Source organism: Streptomyces lunalinharesii, from assembly GCF_039532155.1.
GTDB classification, from domain to species: domain Bacteria; phylum Actinomycetota; class Actinomycetes; order Streptomycetales; family Streptomycetaceae; genus Streptomyces; species Streptomyces lunalinharesii.
In genome coordinates, this window is the sequence record NZ_BAAARK010000059.1 from 1 (window position 1) to 23,264 (window position 23,264).

The 23,264-nt window shown below is 68.5% G+C and carries 10 protein-coding genes and 3 pseudogenes; 11 read left to right on the forward strand and 2 right to left on the reverse strand.

Annotated elements, in window-relative coordinates; all coding sequences use genetic code 11:
- Window positions 1-196 (reverse strand): annotated as a pseudogene (locus ABD385_RS38520) (hypothetical protein); the annotation flags it as partial.
- Between the two features lie 95 nt (window positions 197-291).
- On the opposite strand from ABD385_RS38520, the gene ABD385_RS38525 reads away from it, so the two are divergent.
- The 5 genes and pseudogenes from ABD385_RS38525 (at window position 292) to ABD385_RS38545 (ending at window position 6,254) form a co-directional block, all read left to right on the forward strand.
- Window positions 292-1,179, forward strand: a complete 888-nt coding sequence (locus ABD385_RS38525; RefSeq protein WP_344584586.1) for a DUF5655 domain-containing protein — start codon at window positions 292-294, stop codon at window positions 1,177-1,179.
- Window positions 1,180-1,524: 345 nt separating this feature from the next.
- Window positions 1,525-3,209 (forward strand): annotated as a pseudogene (gene istA, locus ABD385_RS38530) (IS21 family transposase).
- A gap of 47 nt (window positions 3,210-3,256) precedes the next feature.
- Window positions 3,257-4,033: an IS21-like element helper ATPase IstB gene (istB, locus tag ABD385_RS38535; protein WP_425585582.1), complete on the forward strand. Its 777-nt coding sequence runs from the start codon at window positions 3,257-3,259 to the stop codon at window positions 4,031-4,033.
- On the forward strand, window positions 4,030-5,220 hold the full coding sequence (locus ABD385_RS38540) for an MFS transporter (protein ID WP_344584590.1): 1,191 nt from the start codon (window positions 4,030-4,032) through the stop codon (window positions 5,218-5,220). Before istB ends, ABD385_RS38540 begins: the two co-directional genes overlap by 4 nt.
- Window positions 5,221-5,852: 632 nt before the next feature.
- The gene (locus ABD385_RS38545; protein WP_344584612.1) at window positions 5,853-6,254 is read left to right on the forward strand and encodes a hypothetical protein; all 402 of its coding nucleotides are present in this window, start codon (window positions 5,853-5,855) and stop codon (window positions 6,252-6,254) included.
- Between the two features lie 132 nt (window positions 6,255-6,386).
- Here ABD385_RS38545 and ABD385_RS38550 read toward each other — a convergent pair.
- Window positions 6,387-6,978, reverse strand: a pseudogene (locus tag ABD385_RS38550) (IS5 family transposase); the annotation flags it as partial.
- 220 nt (window positions 6,979-7,198) lie between these two features.
- Between ABD385_RS38550 and ABD385_RS38555 the strand changes: the two are divergent.
- The 6 genes from ABD385_RS38555 to ABD385_RS38580 all read left to right on the forward strand — a co-directional run bounded on the left by ABD385_RS38555 (window position 7,199) and on the right by ABD385_RS38580 (window position 23,224).
- The gene (locus ABD385_RS38555; protein ID WP_344584591.1) at window positions 7,199-7,456 is read left to right on the forward strand and encodes an IPT/TIG domain-containing protein; all 258 of its coding nucleotides are present in this window, start codon (window positions 7,199-7,201) and stop codon (window positions 7,454-7,456) included.
- Window positions 7,457-8,126: 670 nt separating this feature from the next.
- On the forward strand, window positions 8,127-10,217 hold the full coding sequence (locus ABD385_RS38560) for a ComEC/Rec2 family competence protein (RefSeq protein ID WP_344584593.1): 2,091 nt from the start codon (window positions 8,127-8,129) through the stop codon (window positions 10,215-10,217).
- Between the two features lie 9 nt (window positions 10,218-10,226).
- On the forward strand, window positions 10,227-14,549 hold the full coding sequence (locus ABD385_RS38565; RefSeq protein WP_344584595.1) for a DUF6603 domain-containing protein: 4,323 nt from the start codon (window positions 10,227-10,229) through the stop codon (window positions 14,547-14,549).
- Window positions 14,550-14,557: 8 nt separating this feature from the next.
- Window positions 14,558-16,672, forward strand: a complete 2,115-nt coding sequence (locus tag ABD385_RS38570) for a hypothetical protein (RefSeq protein WP_344584597.1) — start codon at window positions 14,558-14,560, stop codon at window positions 16,670-16,672.
- Window positions 16,673-16,685: 13 nt separating this feature from the next.
- Window positions 16,686-20,162: a hypothetical protein gene (locus ABD385_RS38575; protein ID WP_344584598.1), complete on the forward strand. Its 3,477-nt coding sequence runs from the start codon at window positions 16,686-16,688 to the stop codon at window positions 20,160-20,162.
- A 38-nt stretch (window positions 20,163-20,200) separates the two neighbouring features.
- Window positions 20,201-23,224 (forward strand): hypothetical protein, encoded by a 3,024-nt coding sequence (locus ABD385_RS38580; RefSeq protein WP_344584600.1) that lies wholly within the window; start codon window positions 20,201-20,203, stop codon window positions 23,222-23,224.
- Window positions 23,225-23,264 lie beyond the last annotated feature (40 nt).

Below are 23,264 nucleotides of genomic sequence, written 5' to 3' on the forward strand. Positions count from 1 at the left end.
CGCGTGTGCTGCGGCCGATGCGCAGCACACGGCAGGGGAACTCCCCGCGCCGGACCAAGTCGTAGCCCTTGGCCCGCGAGAACCCGAAGGCCCTGGAAGCGTCTTCGACGCTGCCGGTTCCGCCCCAGGTAGTGCGGATGCGGGAGGGGCTGTACAGGGCGTTCATGTCCGGCATCACGTCGTTCTGGCTGTGCATCTGTGGATCTTCGGTCCCTTTCGAAAGGGTATTGGTAGCGGAAATATCCCTGGGCCCTGCGATGTTCGGTTCTGGCGTCGGGATCGTGCAGGGGAGTGGTGGCGCTGAAGCTGTTCAACACGCAATGCGGTGTGACCGAGGTCGTGCCGCGTCTTGCTGAGGTCGAGGCGGATATACAGGGTCTCGTCGAGGCGCACATGGAGACGATGCTGGGCGTCACGTTCCTGGCGAGCGAGTACGTCATTGACTGCGTCGACGGCGGTCGTATCGATTCGCTGGGACTCGACGAGAATGGTGCACCGGTCATCATCGAGTACAAGCGAGGTACCGCCGCCGGGGTAATCAATCAGGGCCTGTATTACATGGCTTGGCTGACGACCCATAAGGACGCCTTCCGGAACCTGGTCCGTGACCGGCTCGGTGTTACGGCCGCGTCCCAGATCCTGTGGAGCGCACCGCGGCTTATCTGCGTGGCCGGCGACTTCACCCGCTACGACGCGCACGCCGTGCGCGAGCATCGGCGCAGCATCGATCTGGTCCGCTACCGGTATTTCGGCAGTGACCACTTCGGCCTGGAGACCGTGGCTTCGGTCACTGGGCAGTCGGCCGCTTCCCAGCGGGTTCGCCGGCGCGTGGCCGGGCTGCCGACCGCCCGACGGCAGGGCGGCGCGATGACCGAGCTGGCTGCGGCGGTCGACGAGGCACTGGTCGGCCTCGGAGGAGGCATCACACGGGTGCAGCGCAAGCAGTACACCGCCTACCAACGGCTGCGGAACTTCGCCTGCGTCTGCCCGCCGCAGCAGACCAAACTCCTCGTCTACCTCAAGGCCGACCCGAAGAAGGTCGACCTCGTTCCCGGCTTCACCCGGAACGTGACGGGGCTCGGCCACCACGGCACCGGCGACCTGGAGGTGCAACTGCGTACGGAGCGGGATCTGGAGCGCGCGCAAGATCTGTTCCGGCTCAGCTACGCCGCGGCGTGACGGGCCAGGAACAGGTACTGCATGCCGTGTGGCGGTGACGTTATAGATCGTCGCTGTGCTGCCTTTCGACGGGCGGTCAGGAAGTGGCGGTGGAGCTACGAGTATTCGGTGGATCCCCGGTTTCGGTAACCGGCGATCCGCCGCTATATTGCCGCCGTTGTTTTCGGCGGGTTGTAGCGGAGCCAGTGCGGCAACGAGGTCGGGAGCCACTGTTCCGGAAACGGGAATGGGAGCCACGTGGTCTGATCGTGTGTGACATGCCGCTGACGGCGTAATGGTGACTTTCGTCTGTTTGGGCGGGCCAGTCTGTGCGTCGTTGATCACGGTCGTGTCAGGAGTCCGTGGGTGTACAGGTCGCGTGAGTGGTTCTTTGAGCGGATCCGGCGGGACCGTCGGCTGGACCCGGCGGTGTCGGGTCGGATGCTGGCTCAGCGGTACAGGGTGTCGCGGAACACGGTGGCGAGGGCGTTGGCGTCGCCGGTGCCGGCGAAGCGGAAGAAGCCGCCGCCGCGCGGGAGCGTGCTGGAGCCGGTCAAGGACGTCATCGACGCGATGCTGCGCGAGGATCTGCGGGCGCCGAGGAAGCAGAAGCACACTATCGACCGGATCCTTGAGCGGCTGGCGGGCGAGCGGGACTTCGAGCAGACGTCGTACTCGACGGTGCGGGACTACGTGCGCAAGCGCCGTCCCGAGGTCGAGCTGGAGGAACGGCAGCGGCGCCGGCGGCTGGAGGGGACGGTGCCGCAGGAGAAGCGGCCGGGCGAGGAGGCCGAGGTCGACTTCGCGGACGTCTTCGTGGACCTGGCCGGTCAGCACCGCAAGTGCGTTCTGTTCACGCTGCGGATGTCGTACTCGGGCAAGGCCGTCCACCGGGTCTACGCCACCGGCTCGCAGGAGGCGTTCCTGGAAGGGCACGAGGAGGCGTTCGCGGTCCTGGGCGGGGTGCCGACGGTCCACATCCGTTACGACAACCTCCGGCCCGCGGTGCGGCAGGTGATGTTCGGCCGGTCGCGCATCGAGTCGTCCCGCTGGGCCGCTTTCCGGTCGTGGTACTCCTTCTCGCCGTTCTACTGCGTCCCGGGCGAGGAGGGGGCTCACGAGAAGGGCGGGGTCGAGCAGGAGGGCGGGCGGTTCCGTCGCCGGCTTCTGGTGCCGGCTCCGGTGGTGTCCTCGCTGGCGGAGCTGAACGAGCGCCTGGCGGCGGTCGATCTGGCCGAGGATGCCCGGCACGTCCACGGCCGGCCGACGTCGGTCGGGTTCGACTTCGAGCAGGAACGTCCTGTGCTGCGGCCGTTGCCGGCGGACGGGTACGACACGGGGATGGACCTGACGCCGGTGGTCCAACGCAACGGCCGTATCACGGTGCGGCAGTGCTACTACTCGGTGCCGGCCCGCTTCATCGGGATGAAGGTGCGGGTGAAGCTGAAGGCGAACGAGGTGTGGGTCTTCGACGGGCGCGAGGTCGTCGCCCGGCACCCGAGGCTGACCCGGCGTTACACCTATCACGACATCCTCGATCACTACCTGGAGATCCTGCTGGTCAAGCCGGGCGCGTTCGCCGGTGCAGCGGCCCCGGCCCAGGCCCGCGCGGAGGGCGGGTTCACCAAGGCCCATGAGGCGTTCTGGGCGGCGGCGAAGAAGAAGGCCGGCGACCGGGAGGGCACCCGGATGCTGATCGAGGTCCTGCTGCTGCACCGGCAGCTGCCCGCCGACGCCCTGGTCGCGGGGATGGCGGCGGTGCTGAAGATCGGCTCGGTCAGTACGGACCTGGTGGCGATCGAGGCCCACCGGTTCATCGAGAACACCCCCGGCGAGGACACGGACGCAGAAGGCGTCGTTCCCGTCGGCCGGGCGGAGCCCGAACCCGCACCGGACGGGCCGGGCGGCGAGGGGCGAAGGTCATCTCGCTGCACACCCGGCGCCTGCCGCCCGATCTGCGGACCGGGCTGCCGGACATGAGCGAGTACGACCGGCTGCTGACGCCGATGACGCCTCGCACGACAGCCAGACAGAAGGGCACGAGAGCATGACCCCCAGCAAGACCTCCGAGACGGCCGAGCAGGTCCCGCCCGCGCGGATGCGGCTGCCCGGTGACCCGGAGGACGCGGCGATCGACGAGGCATGCCGGGATCTGCGGCTGCCGGCCGTGCGCGAGCGGTTCGTGGAGTTCGCGGCGACCGCCCGGCGCGAGCAGTCCTCCTACAAGCAGTTCCTGCTGGATCTGCTGCAGGTCGAACGCACCGACCGGGACGTGCGCCGCCAGCAACGGCTGGTGCGGGCGGCGAAGTTTCCCCGCCCCAAGCGGCTGGAGGACTTCGACTACGCGAAGAACCCCAACGTGCAGCCCGCGATCATCGGGGATCTGAAGTCGCCGACGTGGGTGAAGGAAGGCCGGCCGCTGGTGCTGATCGGCGATTCCGGCACCGGCAAGTCCCATCTGCTGATCGGGATCGGCACGGCGATCGCCGAGGCCGGACTGTCCGTCCGCTATACCACCACGTCCGCGCTGGTCAGCGAGCTCGCCGAGGCCGATGCGGCCCGCCGACTGTCCTCGGTCATCGCCCGCTACAGCAAGGTCGATCTCCTCTGCCTGGACGAGTTCGGCCACCTCAATCTGGACAAGAAGGGCGCCAAGCTCTTGTTCCAGATTTTCACCGAGCGCGAGGAGTGCAAGGCGACCGCGGTAGCCACCAACTCCCCGTTCGTGGAGTGGGATTCGATCTTCAACGATCCGCGGCTCTGCGCGGCCATCGCCGACCGGATCACCTTCCGGTGCACGCTCCTCCAGACCGGCACCGAGTCCTTCCGCCTCCAGGCCACCGAAGCCCACCACGCGGCCCGGGCCGCCTCGTGAGCGAGACCGTCGCCGCCGGCCGACGGGAGCGGATGCCGTTCTCGTTGGTGGTGGCGGCGTTCTGGTCGACGTTCGACCGGTTCGTCGTCACCCCCATGCTGGTGGCGATCGCGGCCGGGATGCATGCTCGGCTGGCGGAGGCCGTCGCGGTGGCCAGCGCCTACTTCCTGGCCTACGGCTGCCTCCAGCCCGCCTGGGGGATGCTTTCGGATCGCTTCGGCCGTGTCCGGATGCTCCGTTTCGCCCTGCTGGGTGCCCTGGCCGGCGGCGCCCTGTCCGCGCTCGCCCCTTCGATGACGGTCCTGCTGATCGCGCGGGTGATCACCGGGGCCTGCTACGGGGGCGTGAACCCCACTGCGGTCACCTACGTCGGCGACACTGTCCCCGCCGAACTGGTCAAGCGCGCGCTGTCCCCGTTCTACGCCGCCGGCGGCGTCGGCACCGCGGCGGGCATCGCCCTGGGCGGCATCATCGCCGCCGCCGTGAGCTGGCGGGCCGGCTTCGCCCTGCCCGCGATCGCCGCGCTCGTCCTCTGCCTGGTCCTGCGGCGTCTGCCCGAGCCCGCCCACGCGGCCGCGGGCAACCCGTGGCAGCAGATCCGCACCGTCCTGCGGTCCGGATGGGCCCTGCTGGTGATCGGCTCCGGGTTCCTGATGGGCGCCGCGGTCCTGGGCTGCGTGACCTTCCTGCCCGCCCTGCTCGAACACCATGGCCACTCGGCCTCCGTCGCCGGCCTGGTCACCGCTGTCTTCGGCCTGTCCGGACTGGCCTGGTCCCTGCTCTACAACGCCCTCACCCGCACGCTGCCCCGCTGGGCCCTGATCGGCATCGGCGGCGTCCTCGTCGTCGCCGCCCTGCTGGTCGCCTCGATGGGAGCGCGTCTGGTGACGGTGGTGATCGCGGCCGTATTGCTGGGCGGCGGCTGGATGTTCGGCAACTCCTCCCTTGCGGCCTGGGCCGCCACCGTCCTGCCCCAGGTCCGCGGAACCGCCGTCGCGCTCTACGTCACCGGCCTCTTCGTCGGCGGCGGCGTCGCCCCCGCCCTGGCCGCCGGCCCCGTCGGACAAGGCCGCTACAGCACGGTCTTCCTCACCGGCGCCGCCCTCGCCGCCTTGACCACCGTCATCGCCACCCTGGGCGACCAACGCTTCAACGCCACCCGGGCTCACGACAGCGGCAACGGCTGAACGCGGAGCCGGGCCCTGCCGAACCGCAGCCTGTCAGGGGCGCGGGCAGCAGGACCCGGGATCGCCAAGCTATCGCTCGCCCCAGCACCATCACCGCTGACACTCCTGCCCACCGGCAGCGGCACACGACGTCACCCGATAGAGGTGGCTCCGATTCGCTTTGCCGATCATGAACCTGTGAAGAACTCCGCCACCTTCACGAACGGAGCAAACCGGCCCCGATCCCGCCGCCCTACCGGCTCTACTTCAACCTGCCGAAAACACGCCGGAAGAAGCCGAGCTGACTGCCCACCACGACGCATAGCGGGGGTGGCCTCGAAGACGACTGGACATTCGGCGGACAGTAGGAATCGTCGATCGCAGCACGTCGGGCCCCGCAAGACCACCACGCCTATCGGTGCCCCTGGCAATCCGACTTCGGCAGCGGCGGCCCGCCTTCCGCGGAACCGTTGATGACGGCATCCGGTCTATGTTCATCACGGTCATAGTCAGAGGTGGATCGAGGTAACGCCGCATGTCTGAACGGAAGTTGTTTGCCCACAGCCGCAGTGAGGCTGGCGTACGACACTCATTGGAGGACCACCTGCGAGGATCGGCCGCGTTGGCAGGGCAGTTCGGTGAGGTGTTTGGTTGTGAGGAGCTGGCTGCGTACCTGGCTTCTGGCGAATTTAAGCGCCGCCCGCATCCCCGCCCCCACCCAAGTCCGGGCCATCGCCGACACGCTTCAAACCGCGGGCGAGATCCCCACCGGCTGCGCCCTGCAGGCTGAGGACCTCTACATGGCCTGCCAATACCTCGGCACCCAACAGAACATCGACGTCCGCCACCGCAGCGTGACCGGTCGAAAACTCACCAAGCCCCTTCGTGAGCCTGTCGCCTGGGCCCTCTGGCAGTTCGCCCACCCCGAGTGGACAACCGCCTACCTCCTCGCGCGACGAGCGTCGAAGGAGACCGCCATGGGCAGCATCCGCTACGCCGAACTCAAGGCCGAACGCGCGAGCATCCGCGGCCGGCTCGCCGCCCTCGTCGAATGAGCCAGTAGCGTGGTTCAAGACGCTGAGAGCCGTGGACCCACGGAAGCGAGGCCAGGTGACGCGGGGCGCTACCGGGAGCTTGATCCCGCGCGTCGATCCTTCCGCGCGGACGGGCGAACCACCGCCTGGCAACAGCGAGAGACCGCCCCGTACGACCCTTCCCTGGTCGACCAGGGCCTTCTCGACCGTGTCGGTCTGTGCGGCCACGCCGTCCAGCAGGGCGATGCCCGCGGCGTTGTCGTGCGCGGACGCCGGCAGGACGACGGCCTCGATGACCAGACCCATGGTGTCCACAGCCAGGCATCTCTTCCGGCCCGGCACCCTTTTCGAGGCGTCCTTGCCGGTCGTGGCGGCCGGCACCCCGACGGCAGCGTGGGCACTCTGCGTGTCCAGGATGACAAGGCTCGGGTCGGCTAATCGCTTCTTCTTCTCCCGCAGCTGCCAACCGCAGCAGGTCGTGCAAGATCTGGTCGGTGCCGTTGTCACGCCAGAGGTAGAAGTAGTACTTCACCGCGCCGGGCGGAGGCATGTCGTGGGGCAGGAACTCCCACTGGCAGCCGGTGCAGTTCTGATACAGGATCGCGTTCACGATCTCCCACATCGCGTATTTGCCCTGGTGACCGCTGACCGAAGGGTGCCGGGCCTTCCACGCCATGATCACCGGCTCGGCTAACGCCCACTGCTCGTCGGTGAGGTCAGTCGAATACGGCTTGCGCATGTCCATGCCGCAACCCAAGCGAACCTCGAACGTCCGACCGGCGACGATGCCCCAACGTCACACCATCGAGCGATGACAAGACGGGCAGAAGGCCACATCCCGCACTCTGACAACCGGGTGAACCTGTCGCACGGCGCGGTTGGGGGCGGAGGCGGAAGGCCATGCCCAGGGTGAACGCGGCCGCTTCGGGCGGAGACTGCCCGGCCATGAGACGAAGGGACAGGCGATGAGCTTGCACATCGACAGCATCGACCCGGCCAGGGGCGCGCAGGGCATCCAGGTTACGTTGACCGGGAGGCTGCTGCGGGCTCAGACACTGCGCTGGGGGGACCAGGACTGGGACGAGACCATGTGGGAGGGCGGGACCAACGGGAACGGTGAGACCGAGATCGTCTTCCTGGTTCCCGAGGGGACAGGGACGGTCCAGGTCGTCGCCGTAAACGGCGACGAGGAAAGCAACGCCGTGGAGTTCACCTACGCGTAGGCGCGGCGGCGCCCGTACAGCAACCAACGTCTGCGCTACGCGAAACCGATGATGGAACACGCCATGCCGGCAGATACTGTCCGGCACCCGCAGGACCGGCGCAGTGGTGCTGCGACGCCCCAGCCGGTGTGGCCCGAACTCGCCATCGCCCTGGACGTGGCGAGGAGACCGGTGGTGGCGGCCGTGATCCAGGCGGTGGATGCGACCGTACTGCCGGCGGAGACGGCCGTCCCCCACCGGCATGACCCGGCTGAAGCGGGCAGTTGCGTCTGGCCCACGCCGCCGTCCCGACAACCGCCGCCTCCTCACCCTGGACGCACGGCTTGAGCAGACGGTGGCACGGCCTGGTGGTGGTGCCCGAGATCCTCACCGACCGCGGACGGACCTTCGTCTCCGCCGCCTTCATGGCCGCCTGCGAAACCCCCGGTGAGCGTGCAGCCTGTCCCGCCCCGCGTGCGCCGCATTTCACTACCCGGCGGCGCCCGGCGCACACCCCACGCCATGCGCTTCCGCCGCGCTGATCCTTCGCATATGCACTGCACTCATTCCGCTGACAGCTAACTAATCTCGTGTCCGCCTGAGTAGAACCCTGCACAGAATCCATCGAATCCAGAGCCATACCCGAACGTGTAACCGTAGAACGAAATTCCGACGAGGTGGCGGTCAGCGCATGGACGTCGAGGTGATCTTTTTTTACGTAGGTCAGGGCGACTGCACCTTTATTCGTTTTATCGAGTCGGGCAAGACGAAATGCACCGTCCTCCTCGATTGCGGAACGAAGAGCGGCGGCGGAATCGTCCCGCGAGCCATGGGAACGGCTCCCGCAGCCAGTGAACCGTCCATCACATGGGTGCGTGACCGCATCGCGGGCTACCTGGCGGACCACGATGACGTGCTCGACTATCTCCTGATCAGTCATCCGGACGAGGATCACTTCAACCGGCTGGACAGGATCCTGTGCCACGACAACCAGCAGCTTCGGTACTCGATCAACAATGTGTGGTATTCATGCGATCCTGACGATTACCGGGAGAAGGACAAGTTTTTCATCGCACGCCTCCTGGAAGACGTGGAACCTGACAAGAATCAACTGAAGTGCACCGAGCCGTCCCACAAGGACAAGAAGCACGGGCTACAGAAGAAGCCCGAACGCATGTTTGCACCGACAGCTCCGCGTGCGTTCTTTTCACCGCGCGGAGCCTTTCCCAACATTTATCTGTTGACGTGCCAGCAGTTGGGTCCGCTGCCGGAGACGAGCTTCTACTCGGACCAGCTCTGGGTGTCTCTTCCCAAGCCCGAGACGTCTGTGCCTGGAAGACGGCAGGCCGTGGGCCGGGCAGAGAACAGGCTCTATCCGGGGAAAAAGGTCATCAGGACCGTGACGGACCGAGTCACCCACCTGATCGACGCAGAGGTAAAGAGACTCAGGACCACTGTCAAGCCGGAAATCACTGACGCTAAGGAGAAGAGGTCTCGCTGTGAAGCCCAGGCGTATCGCGACATGTTCGAGAAGCTCGAAACGACCGCCGCGAAGCGTAAGGAACTAGTCGACGCCCTCGCTCCGCAATTGGGGAGGTACAGCGAGAAGCCGGGGAGCACGGTGTTCTCTGGGGACCGCGCGTCCGTACCGCGCTGGGTCATGACGGATCCGAGTGGGTCCACCACTGAAACTCTTCATCCGAGGCTCGCCTGGAACCAGTGGATCGACGCCGAAGCCCGCCGGCAGCTCGGCAAGAAATATGTTGGAGAGAAGCACGCCGAGACGCAATGGAAGCTTCGCGTCGACGAACTGATGGCACACCCTGTCACAATGGCGTCCGCCGAGTACGAGGACCACTTGGTGACGCTCGCAGCCAAGAAATGCGCGAAAGAAGAGATCGACAAACAGGACCCGGACGAGAAAGCCGCAGCCTACAAGGAGTTCAAGGAGCGCTTGGAAAAGAACATCATCGACTTCAACAAATACGTGCAAGAGATCAACAAACAAAAACCTCCCAAGCCGTTGAAACCATGGAACCCCACCGCCGCGGAGAAGCAGAGCCTCGCCCAAGACCACGTGTGGCGGGAAGCCGCTTCCCAGGCCCTCACGAAGTGGCAGATGCAGCGCACCCAGCGGCCCAAGGAGGACTGGGCGAACGCGAGCAGCATGGTGTGCGTCGTCGAGGGACCCGCGCGGCCGTCGGACGGTAAGCGTCAGCAGGTCTGGCTCATGGCCGACGCCCTGATGGTGAACGAGGACCTGCTACGGCTGAGGTACCAATCCGACAACTTCCCGAAGCGGGCGTCACAGAAGTGGCTGAAATGCGGGCACCACGGCAGCGAGACGTCCACGTCGAAGGAATGGATCTCGTTTCTCGAACCGGCGGGTCTTTTCATCAGCTCCGGGCCCCATCCCAGTATCCGTATCCCGAGAAGCGGGCATCTGGACTCGACTGTCATCAAGGCGTGGCAGGCCACCAGCCCCAGCCTGTACGCCCCTCCAGGCAAACGGCCCGGAACGAAGAAGCCCGACCCGGGCGGACCCTTCCACCAGTACGTCCTGTGGCCGGAGAAGAAGGGGTACCAGGTGTGGCGCGGGGATGAGCGCCGGGCGCTCGGGACGACCATGATCCCGAGCGACGCCGATGTCGACCGGGCGAGCCTGCCGGCGACCAAGAAGGGGCCGGGCGTGCCCCCGCCCGACCGGGTGAACGAGGCGCGCGGAGTGGAGTGGCACCTCCTCCTGGACAGCTCCGGTGAATTCGAACTCTGGTATGAGTGAGGCGTATCCATGGCACTCTCCGCAGACCTTCTGCGCACCATGTTCAGCCCCGAGGTGTTGCAGCACCAGTCGGGCTCGGTGCGCATCGGCTCCGACTTCCTCACCTTGTCCTCGGCGAAGGACCTGCTGACCACCTGGTTCCCGGCGCAGGAGCTGCGGATCGATCAGGCGCAGTGCGACCCGGAAGCGCTGGAGGTCATCGGGTCCATCACCCTCAAGGACAGGACCGCGCGCCCGGGGCACGTCCGGTTCCTCACCGAGGTGGGCGGAGAGGTGACCGGTCTGCGGATCACTGTGTCCGTGCCGGTCCAGCAGGCCGCCGACTGGCTGCCCCAGTCGGTCAGGGCCGCGTTCCAGGTTCTGCACTCGGCGAAAGCCGTCGCCGGTGTACGGCTCGTCGTCGGTATCGACATCCCGCCCGGTGGCGACCGGCTCGCCTTGTGCGAAGGATTCGGCGTCGAACTCGCCGTGGAGGGCGCGACTCCTGCGCCGTACCTCTGGGGCTATCTCCCGGCCAAGGGCGGGATGTGGGCGCTGACCGGCACCTTCCCGCCCATCACCCTGTCACTGGCGAAGCTGGCCACGCTGACGGGCGGCGTCGGTCTGCCGCTGCCCGATCCCGTCAAGGGCGCCGCGGTCTGTCTCACCGGGGCGGCCGTGACGTTCACCTCCGGCAGCGGACGCGGCGCGGGCACGCTCCAGTCGTGCTGGCTGCGCGTGGGCGTGGAACAGAACTGGACCCTGGTGCCGGACGTGCTCACCGTACGGGGGCTGTCGGCCGAGTTCAGCGTCATCGCGGACCCCGGGACCGGAGCGCTCTCCCGTGACTCCCGGGTGCTCGCGGTGATCGGCGGCGTCCTCGATCTCGCCGGTGTACGGCTCGCTGTGCAACTCTCCCGGAACGGTCCCGAGTACCGGCTCAGCGGTGACCTGGACCAGCCTGTCGACATCGGGCCGCTGCTGGCGAAGCTCTTCACCGCGGAACAGTCGCCCGTCGCCTCCTTGCTCGTGCGCCGGTTCGGTATGCACGGTGCCTTCGGCGGCGGCACACCGTCCTACGGGCTGGACGCCGAACTGGCACGGTGGCCGATCACGGACTGGCTGACGCTGTCGCGGGTGCGGCTCTCCGTCAGTAAAGCGGGCGCGCACGTCACGGCTTCTTTCGACGCCGACTGGGAGGTGAAGAAGCTCAGCGTGGCACTCCACGGTGAGTGGACGAAGTCGGCGGGCTGGTGGTTCACCGCCCACCTCGCTCCCACGGCACGGGCCGATGTGCTGTCCGCGCTCGGCCTGTCCCTCCCTGGCTGCCTCAGTGAACTGAAACTGACGTATCTCGGCTGCGGGATCGGTGAGAAGAAGAGCGGCGGGGAGGCGCAGCTCTCCGTCCTCGGTGCGATCCCGGGCCTGGGCATGACCTTCGCCCTCCAGGTGAACGTCGACAAGGCCCTCCTGAGCGGCGACGGCGTCTCAACCCGCGCCGCGTACCGCATCGAAGGCCGGGCCACCCTGAGCGTCGAGAACCGCGTCATCGAGTGCGCCGTCAAAGGCGACGGCGACACACTCACCGGCACCTGGACCAACACGTCCGGTATCGCCCCCGCCGAGTTCCTGAAAGCCCTCAAGCTTCCCGTCTCCGGCCTGCCCCTGGACCTCCTGCCCGTCCTCACCTCGCTGACCGTCAGCCAAGGCAAGGCAGGCCACTGGCTGGTCCACGCCACCACGGACAAGGGCCACGCGCTGACCGCGGCCGGGGGCAGGCAGTGGTGGCTCGTACAGTTGCGGATCTCGTGTGCGGCTCGTCTGTCCGATCTGGAACTGCTGCGGGGCCAGCTTCCCGCGGGGCAGGACGTCGGCATCGCGGCGCCCACCCTTCGCTACACCAAAGGCAAGATCACCAAAGAGACGGTCGCGGCATGGCGTGCCTGGTACGGCGCTGACAAGGCCGACGCGCTCGGCTTCCCCGAGGGCGACGTGCCCGCGGGGGCCAGTGGCGCCGTCCGCGTCCTGATCGGGGCACAGTGGCAAGAGGTGCCTCTGCGCTCCGGGGGCGCACCGAAGAGCTTGCAGATGCCGCCGTCACAGGTGCAGGCCGTGCAGACGCCGTCACACCCTCCGGCGCACACGCCCCCTCCGGCTCAGCCGGCGGAGCTGAGCGCCGAGCTGCGCCTGGACCGCTCGATCGGCCCCCTGCGCCTGCGCGGTCTCGGCATCCGCCTGTCCGCTGACAAGATCACCGTCAGCGTGAACGGGCTCCTCACCATCGCCGGGGTCGAACTGGAAGCCGAAGGGCTCGGCGTCGGCGTCGGCCTGGCAGCGCCGCACACCGTCACTCCCGCTCTGCGCGGTCTCATGCTCTCCGTCAAGGCCGGACCGGCCGAGGTCGCCGGTGCGCTGCTGTACTCGAAACCACCACCCCCCACTGGCTTCACCGACCAGTTCGACGGCATGCTGCTGCTGCGCCTGCCCACCGTCTCCGGCAAACTGCTCGGCCAGCTCGCCTACAAGTCTGGCGGTGGCGCCTGGTCCTTCAGCGTCTTCGGTGAGCTGGCCGCAGAGGGCGGTGGCGGGTTCGGTCCGCCGCCGTTCCGCGTCACCGGCGCGATGCTCGGCGGCGGCTACAACGCCACGGTCCGCGTCCCAGGCCCTCACGAGGTCCAGGACTTCCCCCTGGTGGCGGGTCTCGGCAACCCGGCGCTGCGCGGCCAGAGCCCCGCAGAGATGGCCAAAGACCTGTTCGCGAAGAAGTGGCTGAGCCCGAGGACGGGACAGAACTGGGTCGCGGTCGGCGTCCAGTTCACCTCGTTCGAGTTCCTCGCCGGGCGTGCCCTGGCCCTCGTGGAGTTCGGCGACGATCTGTCGGTGGGGCTCTTCGCGCTGCTGCGCGCCACTTTCCCCAGCCGCCTCAAGACCGGGGACGCCGTCTACGCGCAGATCGAGATCGCGATGCGCGCCCTGTACCAGCGCGGCCCCGGCCTGCTGTCGTTCACCGCGCTGCTGACCGACAACTCCTACGTGCTCAACCCGTCGTTCAAGCTGACGGGTGGCCTGGCGGTGTACGTGTGGAGCCCGCCCGAACCGGGCAAAGGCCCTGACCGCAGCGGCGACTTCGTCATCACTCTCGGCGGCTACCACCCGCTCTACCATCCACCGGCGCACTACCCGCGAGTTCCGCGCCTGGGCGCGAGCTGGGCGCTGTCCGGCGCCGTCTCGATCACCTCCGCGGTCTACCTCGCGGTCACCCCCGGCTCCCTGATGCTCGGCTCGAACACCGCGATCGTCTTCGACGGCGGCTGGGTGCGCGCCTGGTTCGTCGCCCGGTTCGACGGCTACCTGCAGTGGACCAACCCACCGAAGTACGACTTCCGGATCGGCGTCCGGATCGGCTTCGCGGCCGACATCTCCATCGGCCTGATCCACTTCACCGTCCGGGCCGAGGTGGCCGCCGACTGCCACGTATGGGGAGACCCGTTCGGCGGCAGGGCCACCGTCCATGCCGGGCCTGTGTCGTTCACCGTGGCGTTCGGCTCCGCCGAAGCCAAGGGCCGCGCCGTCGCCTGGGCCGACTTCCAGCGCCAGCTTCCGCCGCCGCTGAAGGCGAGCGTCGTCGGCGGGCTCCTGGCCGCGCCCCGCACGCCCGGCGTCGCGACGCAACCGTGGACCGTAGCGACCGACGGCTTCTCCTTCACCACTACGGGCGTCGCCCCCGCGACCTCGCTGCTCATCGGCCGGCCCTGCGGCACCACGGAAGAGATCAAGTCGACGTCCGACAAGGTGGCCATCCGCCCGCTGAAGGCGACCGGTGTGACATCGACCCACACGGTGACCGTCTCCAGGGGCGGCACCGTACTGGACCTGAAGCGCGACGGCTGGAGCATCCTGCCCGACACCGGCGCCGTACCCGAGGCGCTGTGGGGCCGACCGGACCAGCCGTCCGGCCACCTCCTCACCGGACGCCTCGTCGGCCTGCGCCTCACCGCCCCCGTCAGGAAACCCAGCCGCAGCCCCGGCACGGTCACACCCCAGGCGCTGCGGCACGAAACTGTGCCGAACACCGCGAAAGTACCGCTCACCCCGCTCGTCGACGGCGCCAAACCCACCCGCGAGACCGGCGCGGTCGGCAAGGTCGCCGCTATCAGCGGTGCCCCCGCCACCACCGCCCGCGACTCCGTACTCGCCGCCCTGAAGAAGGCGGGCGCCGAGGTGCTGGCCCGCGACGAGACCAAGCTGCACACCGCCCCGCCGGTCCCCCTGCGCAACTCCCCGCTGTCCCGCTACGGCCGGGATGTCGAGTCCGCGTTCACCGACGCGCCGCTGACCGTGACAGAGAGCTGAGCCACGCCATGCCCGCCCCGCTGAATCTGCACTTCCACGACGCCCAGCACCCCGGACTCACCGCCGGGGAGTACACCGTGACCGTCACCCAGAAACTCGTCAGCTCCGACCACACCGAGCTGGGCCAGGACTTCTTCCGGCCGCTCGAACAGCCTGTGCACGTGGAGGCGCCCCGCTTCACCCTCGGCCCGTCCCTCGTCCACGCCGTCAACCCGGCGAGCGGCGCCGCAGGCCGCTTCGACCAGACCTTCGCGCACTGCACACTGCGGCAGCCGTCACTGCCCTGGCAGCGCGTCATCAGCGCCGAGGACCGGCACAAGAACCTGCCCTGGCTCGCCCTCCTCGTCCTGGGCCCCAGCGAGATCCACGAGGATCCCGCGGCCGAGGGCCTGGCCACGCCCCGCCTCGGCGCGGACGTCCCCAAGCCGGAGAGCCACGTCGCCGTCCCCGCCCTCACACCGACCGCTGTCGAGGCCACCCGCCCCTGCCGCACCATCGACGTCATCGCCGACGCGTTCACCCAAGTCTGCCCCCGCGACACCGACGACGAACTCGCCCACCTCGCCCACGTCCGCAAAGTGAAGCCGCACCACAGCACCCGCGGAGAGGACATCGTCGAGGGCGACTTCGCGGTCGTCCTCGCCAGCCGCCTCCCCAAGGCCACAGGTCACTACGTTGCACACCTGGTCTCCCTGGAGGGCCACGGGCAACACCTGTCCGGCACCCTGCCGGGCGGCACACAACGCGTCCGGCTGGTCTCCCTGTGGTCCTGGACCTTCGCCTTCGACGGCAAGATCCGGCACTTTCCCGCTGTCGTCACCAGACTCGCCGCCGGCGACCTGCTGCTGCGACGCCCCCTCACAGTCCCCATGGATTCCGGCGCCGCGGAGAAGGAGGTGTCCCGCCGGCTGCGGCGGGGCTACGTCGCGCTGCCCAGCCGAATGTCGTCGGGCGAGCAGACCCTCGCCTGGTACCGGGGCCCCCTCACCCCCGTCGTCGCGCCCGGTCTACCCGAGCCACCCGACCCCGCATGCAGCGGTGACCACGCTGCCATCTACCTGCCCGAGCACGGGATGTTCGACATCAGCTACGCCTCCGCGTGGAGCCTCGGCCGCGCCCTGGCCCTGTCCGACGCCGACTACGTGGCATCGCTCACCGGCTGGCAGCACACGGCTCGCGCCGTGGTGACCCGGATGCTCGCCGCAGGCCCGCCCGAGTCCGGCCGCTGGCAGGCCCCGGCCTCGCCCCGTGAACGGCTCGCGTCCTGCCTGGACCGCGGGCTTTCCGCAAGCATCGACGCCGCCCTCTCCTCCGCCACGCCCGCGGAGGAACCCGCCGCCCGGCCGTGGGGCCGCGGCGACCACATCACCCGGCTCCTCGACGACCGCCCCGACGATGTCCTGCACGCCCTGGCCGCCGCCGGCGCGGAAGCCGGTGAGCTGTCCGAGGCCCGTTCCTGGCTGGACCGTCTCGACGTGTTGGAACAGGTCCCCTTCGCCTACCTGGTGCCGGACGCCGGGATGCTGCCTCCGGAGAGCCTGCGGTTCTTCCACATCGACCCCGCGTGGCTGTCCCACCTGCGGGCCGGCGCCAGCAGCCCCGGCTGCTTCGGCGGCGTGGAACGGCTGGCGGAGCGGACGCTCACCGCGATCCCGCCACCGCTGCCTCCCCGAGCGGGCCTGCTGCTGCGCTCCTCGCTGGTCTGCGACTGTCCGGACCTGGTCATCGAGGCTTTCGGCCGGGCCGAGGCAACACAGATCCTGCGCCGCGCATGTCTCTCCGCCGACGTACTGCTCTGCCTCTTCGAGACAGTGCCCAAGAAAGTCGTCCTGCGCGAGCCCGCGCAGGGCCTGCACTTCGGCATCGACGGCCCCGACACCATCAACCTCCGCGAGCCCGGCGGGAAGAACTGCGGCAAGGAGATCCCCGGCAAGACACTGACCGGCCTCACCTCCTATCAACGGGACGTGAAACGCGCCGTGTTCACCCTCGGCACCGGCAACTCCTCGCTCACCAGAGCGCTGGCGAAACAGCACAACATCGCCCCTCAGTCCTTCAAGTCGTCCGACCTCGCGATCCAGCTGCTGAACAGCCCGTACCAGATCACCTTCCCCTCCGCCTAGGAGCAGCACACCCATGGCCACCGGCCCTCTCGTCGTCCCGGTCCGGGTGCATGCCCGCACCATGCCCTTCCGCAAGAACAAGGCGTTCGTGCGGTGGCGCCCGGACTTCCGCGGTGCGCTCAGCTCCCACCGGCCCGTGGAACCCGACCCGTTCAACGGCTTCAATCTCAACCAGAGCCGCGACAAAGGCATCCGGTTGCACTGGCAGCTCCCCGACGCCCTCTGCCACGCCGACACCACAGCAGACAGCAGGCCGTCGCTTCCCCTCGTCCCGAACCGCTGGCTCGTCCTGCGCTACGCCACCAACGCGGACGGCAAAAAGCGCACCACCGCCTCCTGGATGGTCGACAGCGACCGCCTGCGCAAGACCATCGACGACGGGGACGCCGCCGCCGCCCGTTACGCCAGGCCGGACAGCTCCGGGAAGCTGGAGACGTGCTGGATCGGCGAGGTCAAGAGCGCCGAAGGCTGGAGCGAACCCCGCCCCCATGACAGCCAGTTCCTCACCTGCGTGGGACCGGGCCTGACCGCCTTCGCCTCCTTCCAGCCGTACTGCCACAACGTCTTCTCCCTTCGCGACAACGCCTCCGGCATGGAGAACGAGTGGTTTGCCGTCAGCTACCTCGTCGTCGGGTGGTACTCCCGCGCCGCCGACGACATCCTCACGACCACCACCGACCCGAGGCGGCTGGGCTGGCGGCTGCCCCCGGGCATGACGGAGTTCCCCAAACGCTCGCTGTTCGTCGGCAACGCCCTGTCCGTCATCTGGGACCCAACAGGCCAGAAAGACGTCAAGGAGTCCATGCCGGACCCCGACAAGGTCATCCACGGACAGAAGGCGGTGCAGGTCGCCATCGGCCACAGTGCCAGCGACGCCCTGACCGCCCTCACCGGACCGGCCAGCACAACCGGCTCCCTGCTCACCGCCCTCCAGCACGGCCTCATCGATGAATCCGACACCCCTGCTACGACGGCCCACACGCTGCACCGCGACTGGTTCCACCGCACCCCGGCCCGCTTCCGCTGGTCCTGGCAGGCGGGCACAGCCGACCGACAGGAGGGCCCCCACGCCATTCCGCCCGTGGAGCACCTCAACACCCTGGAAGCCGCCCTCGCTCACGCCGAGGCGTGCCTGCGCGGCGCCCAGGCACGCCTGTACCACCTGTGGTGGCTGCGCAACCTCCCCGACAGCAAGCACCCCGCCCAAGTCACCGAAAAGCTGAACGCCGATCTCGACCCCGCCGTCACGACCTCATTGGCAGCCCGGGTCAAGAAACTCCACGGTGACGTGACCGAACTGCGCCGCCGGCTGAAGACCGGCACCGAACACTCCATCGCCGCCGACCTGACCCGCCACCCGCACGGCCACGACTACGCTCCGACCGACCCCGTCGTCCTCATCCGCGGTGCCCGCGGCCGCCGGCAGCCGGCGATTCCGCCACCCCCTAAGTGCCGGGCTTCCGACAAGCTGATCACGGCCTTCCGCGACAAGAACGGCACAACTGTCACGCCTCAACTGCCCGCCGGAGCCTGGAAAAAGCTCCCGGCCCCGGGCAGCGGCCAGGGATCACCCTCGCCCACCGCCTTGGCCGGAGAACTCTGGCTGCTGCACGAAGCGACCCGGCTCGCCTCCTCCCAACCAGCCACCCACCCCACCCGCCTTGAGGAGCTGTACGCCAAACCTGACCAGGCCACCGGCACCCTGCCCGACCTCACCGACCGCTGGACCGCCGAACCCTGGTCCCCCCTGTTCGTCCTGTGGAAGGCGGAAGTACACCCGCTGTCCTTCCCCAGCGGATCCGGCGGCACGTCCGGCAGCGCCGAGGGCGCCTGGGCACTCGACGGCGACGGCCGCCTGCAGTGGACCCGCAGCAAAGCCGCCACCTCCCCGGGTCCCACCGTCCACGGGCGTTCGCTGCTGACCCCGAGCGTCCCGCACATCCTCCAGCGGCAGCTCGAACACCACAGCCACAGCCTCACCGGTGACGCGGCCGAGCGCCTGCGCACCGAAGCCGAGGAGGCCGGCACCCTCGACCTCCTCTCCCAGACCCTGCACGGCCTCAACCCGTGGATAGTCCTGAGCAGTGAAGACGCCCACGCGACACCGGCCGGGATGCCCCCGCGGCACTACCCCGGCACAGAGAAACTCGTCGCCGGCGGCCCGCGCAGCATCCCCCTGGAACAGGAGCTGAAGGACACCGGCCGGGCCTTCCGCCCCCTGTGCAGCGGCCAGATGCTCCTCACCCGTCTGAGCGTCGTGGACAACTTCGGGCGCTCCCTCGACCTCATCACCAAGAACTACGCCAGCGACCAACTCGCCCGCTCCCCGCACATCGTCCCCCGCCAGCCCGTCCGGGATGAGGCCGCCAACAAGTGGGTCCAGCTCACGCCCCGGCTCCAGCAACCCGCCCGCCTACGCCTGGACTACCTGAGCGCGACCGACGACCGACGGGTCATCGACCCCGTACTGGCGACCACCGCACAGCCGAGCCCTGTAGCAGGATGGCTGCTCGTCAACCACCTGGCGAAGTCCCTGCTCGTCTACGCCCCTTCAGGCGAGCCCGCGGGTGAACTCCGCACGGCGGTGAAGAAGAACGGCGAGTCCCACATTGTCTGGCGCCCCGTACCGCACTGCGCAGACCTCGACCCCGCGACCATGCCGCACCTGCATGCCTTCGTCACCGCCCTCCGCGGCAGACCCCACAAGGCACTGTCCGCGCTCGTCACCTCCATCGACCGCATCAGCGCCACCATCGCCCCCGGTCCCGGCGCCACCGCCAGAGACCTGTCCCTGCTCCTCGGCCGCCCGATCGTCCTCCTGCGGGCCCGGCTCCGCGGCGAGCTGGCCGGGCCGATCACCGTCAGCCCGCAGTGGAAGCACGTCGGTACCAGCGGCGACGACGCCTACACGAAAGCGCCCTTCACCGTCAGGCTCGGAGCCGCGGCGCTCCCGAGCGACGGCCTCTACGGGTACGTGCAGGGCAGCAGCTACGACACCGTGTACGTCACCGATCCCCGGCCACCGCAGAGCGACGGCTACCTCAGCCCGGGCCCGCGGCACGACGGAGTCAAGGTGACCTTCACGCCGCGGCCCGACCCGGCCGCGCCGCCGGACCCCTCACTGGACACCCGGGTGACGCTCCTGGCCGACCCCTTCGCCGCCGTGCACGCCTTCACCGACGTGGTCCCCGCCGAGGACATCAGGCTCCCGGAGCGGTATGTGAGCCCCTTCGTCCACTCGGGCCGTGCCGCGTTCCGCACCGGCCCGCTCCTGGCGACCGAGGAGTTGCTGGGCAAGCTCAGGATGCCGCGCCCGGCGGCCTGGCAGGGCGAGTGGACCTTCGTGGAGCGCAGGGACGACAAGACCTGGCGGGACTACGCCATCAGCACGGCAGGCACCGAAGCCCAGATCAGCGACAAAGCCCTCGACGCCGGCCGCCCACCCGCCCGCGACGGCTTCCTCTACCTGCGCACCCCGCCCCCGTCCTAACCCCGTCCCCCGACCCGTCGCCCCAGGAGGAGCCGCACATGTCCCACGACACCGACCAGCCACTGCTCAGCTACGCCCACGCCCTGTCCCCGACACCCTTCTACGCCGGCTCGCCCCTGGCCGAGGTGGAGATCACCGCCACGATCCCGACCGACATCGACTGCACCAAACTGGTGTTCCAGCTCCCCGTCGGCACGGGCAAGGAAGCGCTGCTCGCCCCCGACGCATGGAAGGCCGTACAGGGCATCAAGCCGTCAGAGGGCGACTGGACACTGGACAAGGAACCGAACGTCCAGGGCCGGTTCACCGCCACGACCCCGTCCAAGCCCAAAGGCACCTTCGCGTTCCGCTTCAAGCAGATCACCGTCCAGGGCCACCACGGAACAGCCAAGGTCGCCGTCACCGAAACCAGCGCCCCCGCAGGGCAGACACCCAGGGACCGGCCCGCCAGCGTGCTGGTGCAGAAGGTGTCGCCCGCGGTGCGGTTCTCCGACCTCCGGGCCACTCCGCCCGACGTCGAGTGCGGAAAGCCGGTCACCCTGTCTTGGAAGGGGTCCGGCACAGCCGAATACACCGTGTACTACGGCCTCGGACAGACGGCCCCCAAACCCCAGCTCAAGGACGACCGCTGGACCACCACCGTCCCCAGCATGACGTCCGCCACCACCTTCGTGGTCAAGGCGGAAGGCACGGACGACAACGAGACCGTGCGCAACTACCAGAGCGTGCACGTCACCGTCCGCAAACCGGTCGTCTCCGTCGGAGACCTGTCGGTCCGGACCTCCACGCAGCTCTTCGGCACACCGGTGAAGCACCCGCACGCCTGGAAGGGCGCCTTCATCGCCCTCGCCAAGACCGACGGCCTGTTGCTCTACCAACCGACGCACTCCATCGCGGGCCAACGCACCTCACGCGTGTTCGCCAACGTCTTCACCGACGCGCAGCTCAGCCACACCCAACGCCGCACCGTCCGCCACAGTGCCGAGAAACCCAAGACACCCTCGGCGATCTGCCTGCCCGTCCCAGCCGGGTCGAAGATCGAGATCCACGCGCTGATCAAGCCGGACAGCGGCACCATGTGGTGGATCCCGTTCGGCGGCGAGGGCCTCACCCTCGCCAAGACGGACGAGGCCGAGCGGACCACCGCGGCGGGCGGCGCACCCGCGCCGCGGCTGAACTACGCGTACAAACCGCACGACACCAACGTGTCGACCTCCGCCCCCAACAAAGTCACCTTCGTCCTCTACGCCGACGCCGCGAGCCCCGAGGAGAAACTCAGCAAACTCACCGTCACCCTCCCTGTGGGCGAGAGCCCACAGCACCTCACCGAGTCACTCTCCGGGATCAACTCCCAGTACACACGATGGAACTCCTTCACCAAGGTCGACGACCACTACGAGGCCGACCCCGGACAGGACGAGATCTTCCGCATCACCCCCGAGACCCTGACCCTGGCCGACGTCGCCATCAACAAGGCGACCGGCGTCGCGGACATCGAAATCCGCGAGGTCCGCGGCGACACCCCGAGCTTGCCGGTCAAACTGCGCGTCCGGAAGGGTGCACCCGAGCTGAAGATGCAGGACCTGCGCGCTGATCCACCCACCGTCAGACGCGGCGGTCAGGCACGGATCACATGGCGGGCCACGGCACTCGCGCACGTCAAGTACGAGCTGGTCTGGGAAGGCGGCCGGCACGACGTCTCGTCGGTCAACGACCACACCGTCAAGGGACTGCGCCGCACGACACCGGTGACCCTGACCGCGTACGACACCAGGCAGAACAACAAGGTGCTGCACAGCCTCACCATCGTGGTCAGCGTCTCCGAGCCCGACCTCGCAGCCAACACCCTCAAAGTCGCACGTAAATGCACCGTCCTGGGCCGCCGGCAGTCCTGGGAGCCCGCGTTCACCAGCGCATGGGAGGCGAGGGCGGACACGGACGGCCTGCTGGTGCTGTCCGCGATCAACAAGAGGCCCGACGTTTCGCTGTCCTCGGACATCGCGGGCACGGACGCCCAGGACACCCGAGGCAAGAAGGAGCCAGTGACCCTTGATGTCACCGTCACCGCCCCGGGCGGGAACCCCTACTCCGTCCGTTCCCTCGCCTACGACCCTGACGAAAATCACGGGGACCTGCTGCCCGTGGGCATCGTGGCACCGGTCCCGCGCGGCGCCTCGGTCCGGATCGCCCGTGACCCGGTCAACAGCTACGAGATCGAGTCCCTGCTGACCTGGCTCCCGTTCGGGGCGGGCGAGTTGCGGGTCCACAGGAATCAGGAACGTCAGAAGAATCCGGAGCAGGAAGAGATCACGCACGCCACCGTGGTGTCGCCGGAAACCGGTGACACCGCCACTGCCCCGCAGGGGGCGGACGGCGGCCGGGCCCGGCTCATCAGCGGATTCCGCCCGGACGGCCTCCACATCCCGCACGCCAAGAACGTCATCCTCTCCTGGACGGCCGCCCCGTCCACCACCCTCACCCTCGTCTACCGCGACGCGAAAGCGGAAACGAGGACGGAGGACGTCACGGGCAAGGCCGAGATGACCGTTAGGGGGCTGACGCAGGACACGGCCTTCACCCTGATCGCCTCAGAGGGCCGCTACGGTACGGGCAAGCTGCTGGAAGTGGCCACCGTCGTCGTGACCGTGACCCACCCCGACGCCGACTTCACCGACCTCCACGTCAGCGGCCGGACGAACATCATCGGACTGCCGGAAGCAGTGCCGTACACCTTCACCAGCGGCTACACGAAAACCAATGTTCCGACGGACGGTTTCCTCGTCGGCTACATCTCCGACACCTCCGCGTCCGGCAGCAAGGTCCCCGTCACGGTCACTCCGGCGGGCGGCACCCCCTACGGCATGACGCTCTACAGCGCCAGATCAGCCGACGGCGCCACGACAGTCCCGGACGTGGTGTTCCTGCCGGTGCCCAAGGGCGCCACCCTCACCATCAACGCGTCCACGGTCCACTCGACCGGTGGAGCGGCTGATCAAGAGGAGAGCCGAGGCGGCCCGACCGCCTCTCTGTTCTGGATCCCCTTGTGCGGGCGGACACGGTAGCGCAGCCGAGAAAAGTAAAAACCTCAGAAAAATCACCCGG

Bases quoted from the DNA above. Each gene is read 5' to 3' on its own strand.
- ABD385_RS38575 (WP_344584598.1), top strand. From the start codon at position 16,686: ATGGCCACCGGCCCTCTCGTCGTCCCGGTCCGGGTGCATGCCCGCACC.
- ABD385_RS38570 (WP_344584597.1), top strand. From the start codon at position 14,558: ATGCCCGCCCCGCTGAATCTGCACTTCCACGACGCCCAGCACCCCGGA.
- ABD385_RS38560 (WP_344584593.1), top strand. From the start codon at position 8,127: ATGGACGTCGAGGTGATCTTTTTTTACGTAGGTCAGGGCGACTGCACC.
- ABD385_RS38555 (WP_344584591.1), top strand. From the start codon at position 7,199: ATGAGCTTGCACATCGACAGCATCGACCCGGCCAGGGGCGCGCAGGGC.
- istB (WP_425585582.1), top strand. From the start codon at position 3,257: ATGCGGCTGCCCGGTGACCCGGAGGACGCGGCGATCGACGAGGCATGC.
- ABD385_RS38580 (WP_344584600.1), top strand. From the start codon at position 20,201: ATGTCCCACGACACCGACCAGCCACTGCTCAGCTACGCCCACGCCCTG.
- ABD385_RS38565 (WP_344584595.1), top strand. From the start codon at position 10,227: ATGGCACTCTCCGCAGACCTTCTGCGCACCATGTTCAGCCCCGAGGTG.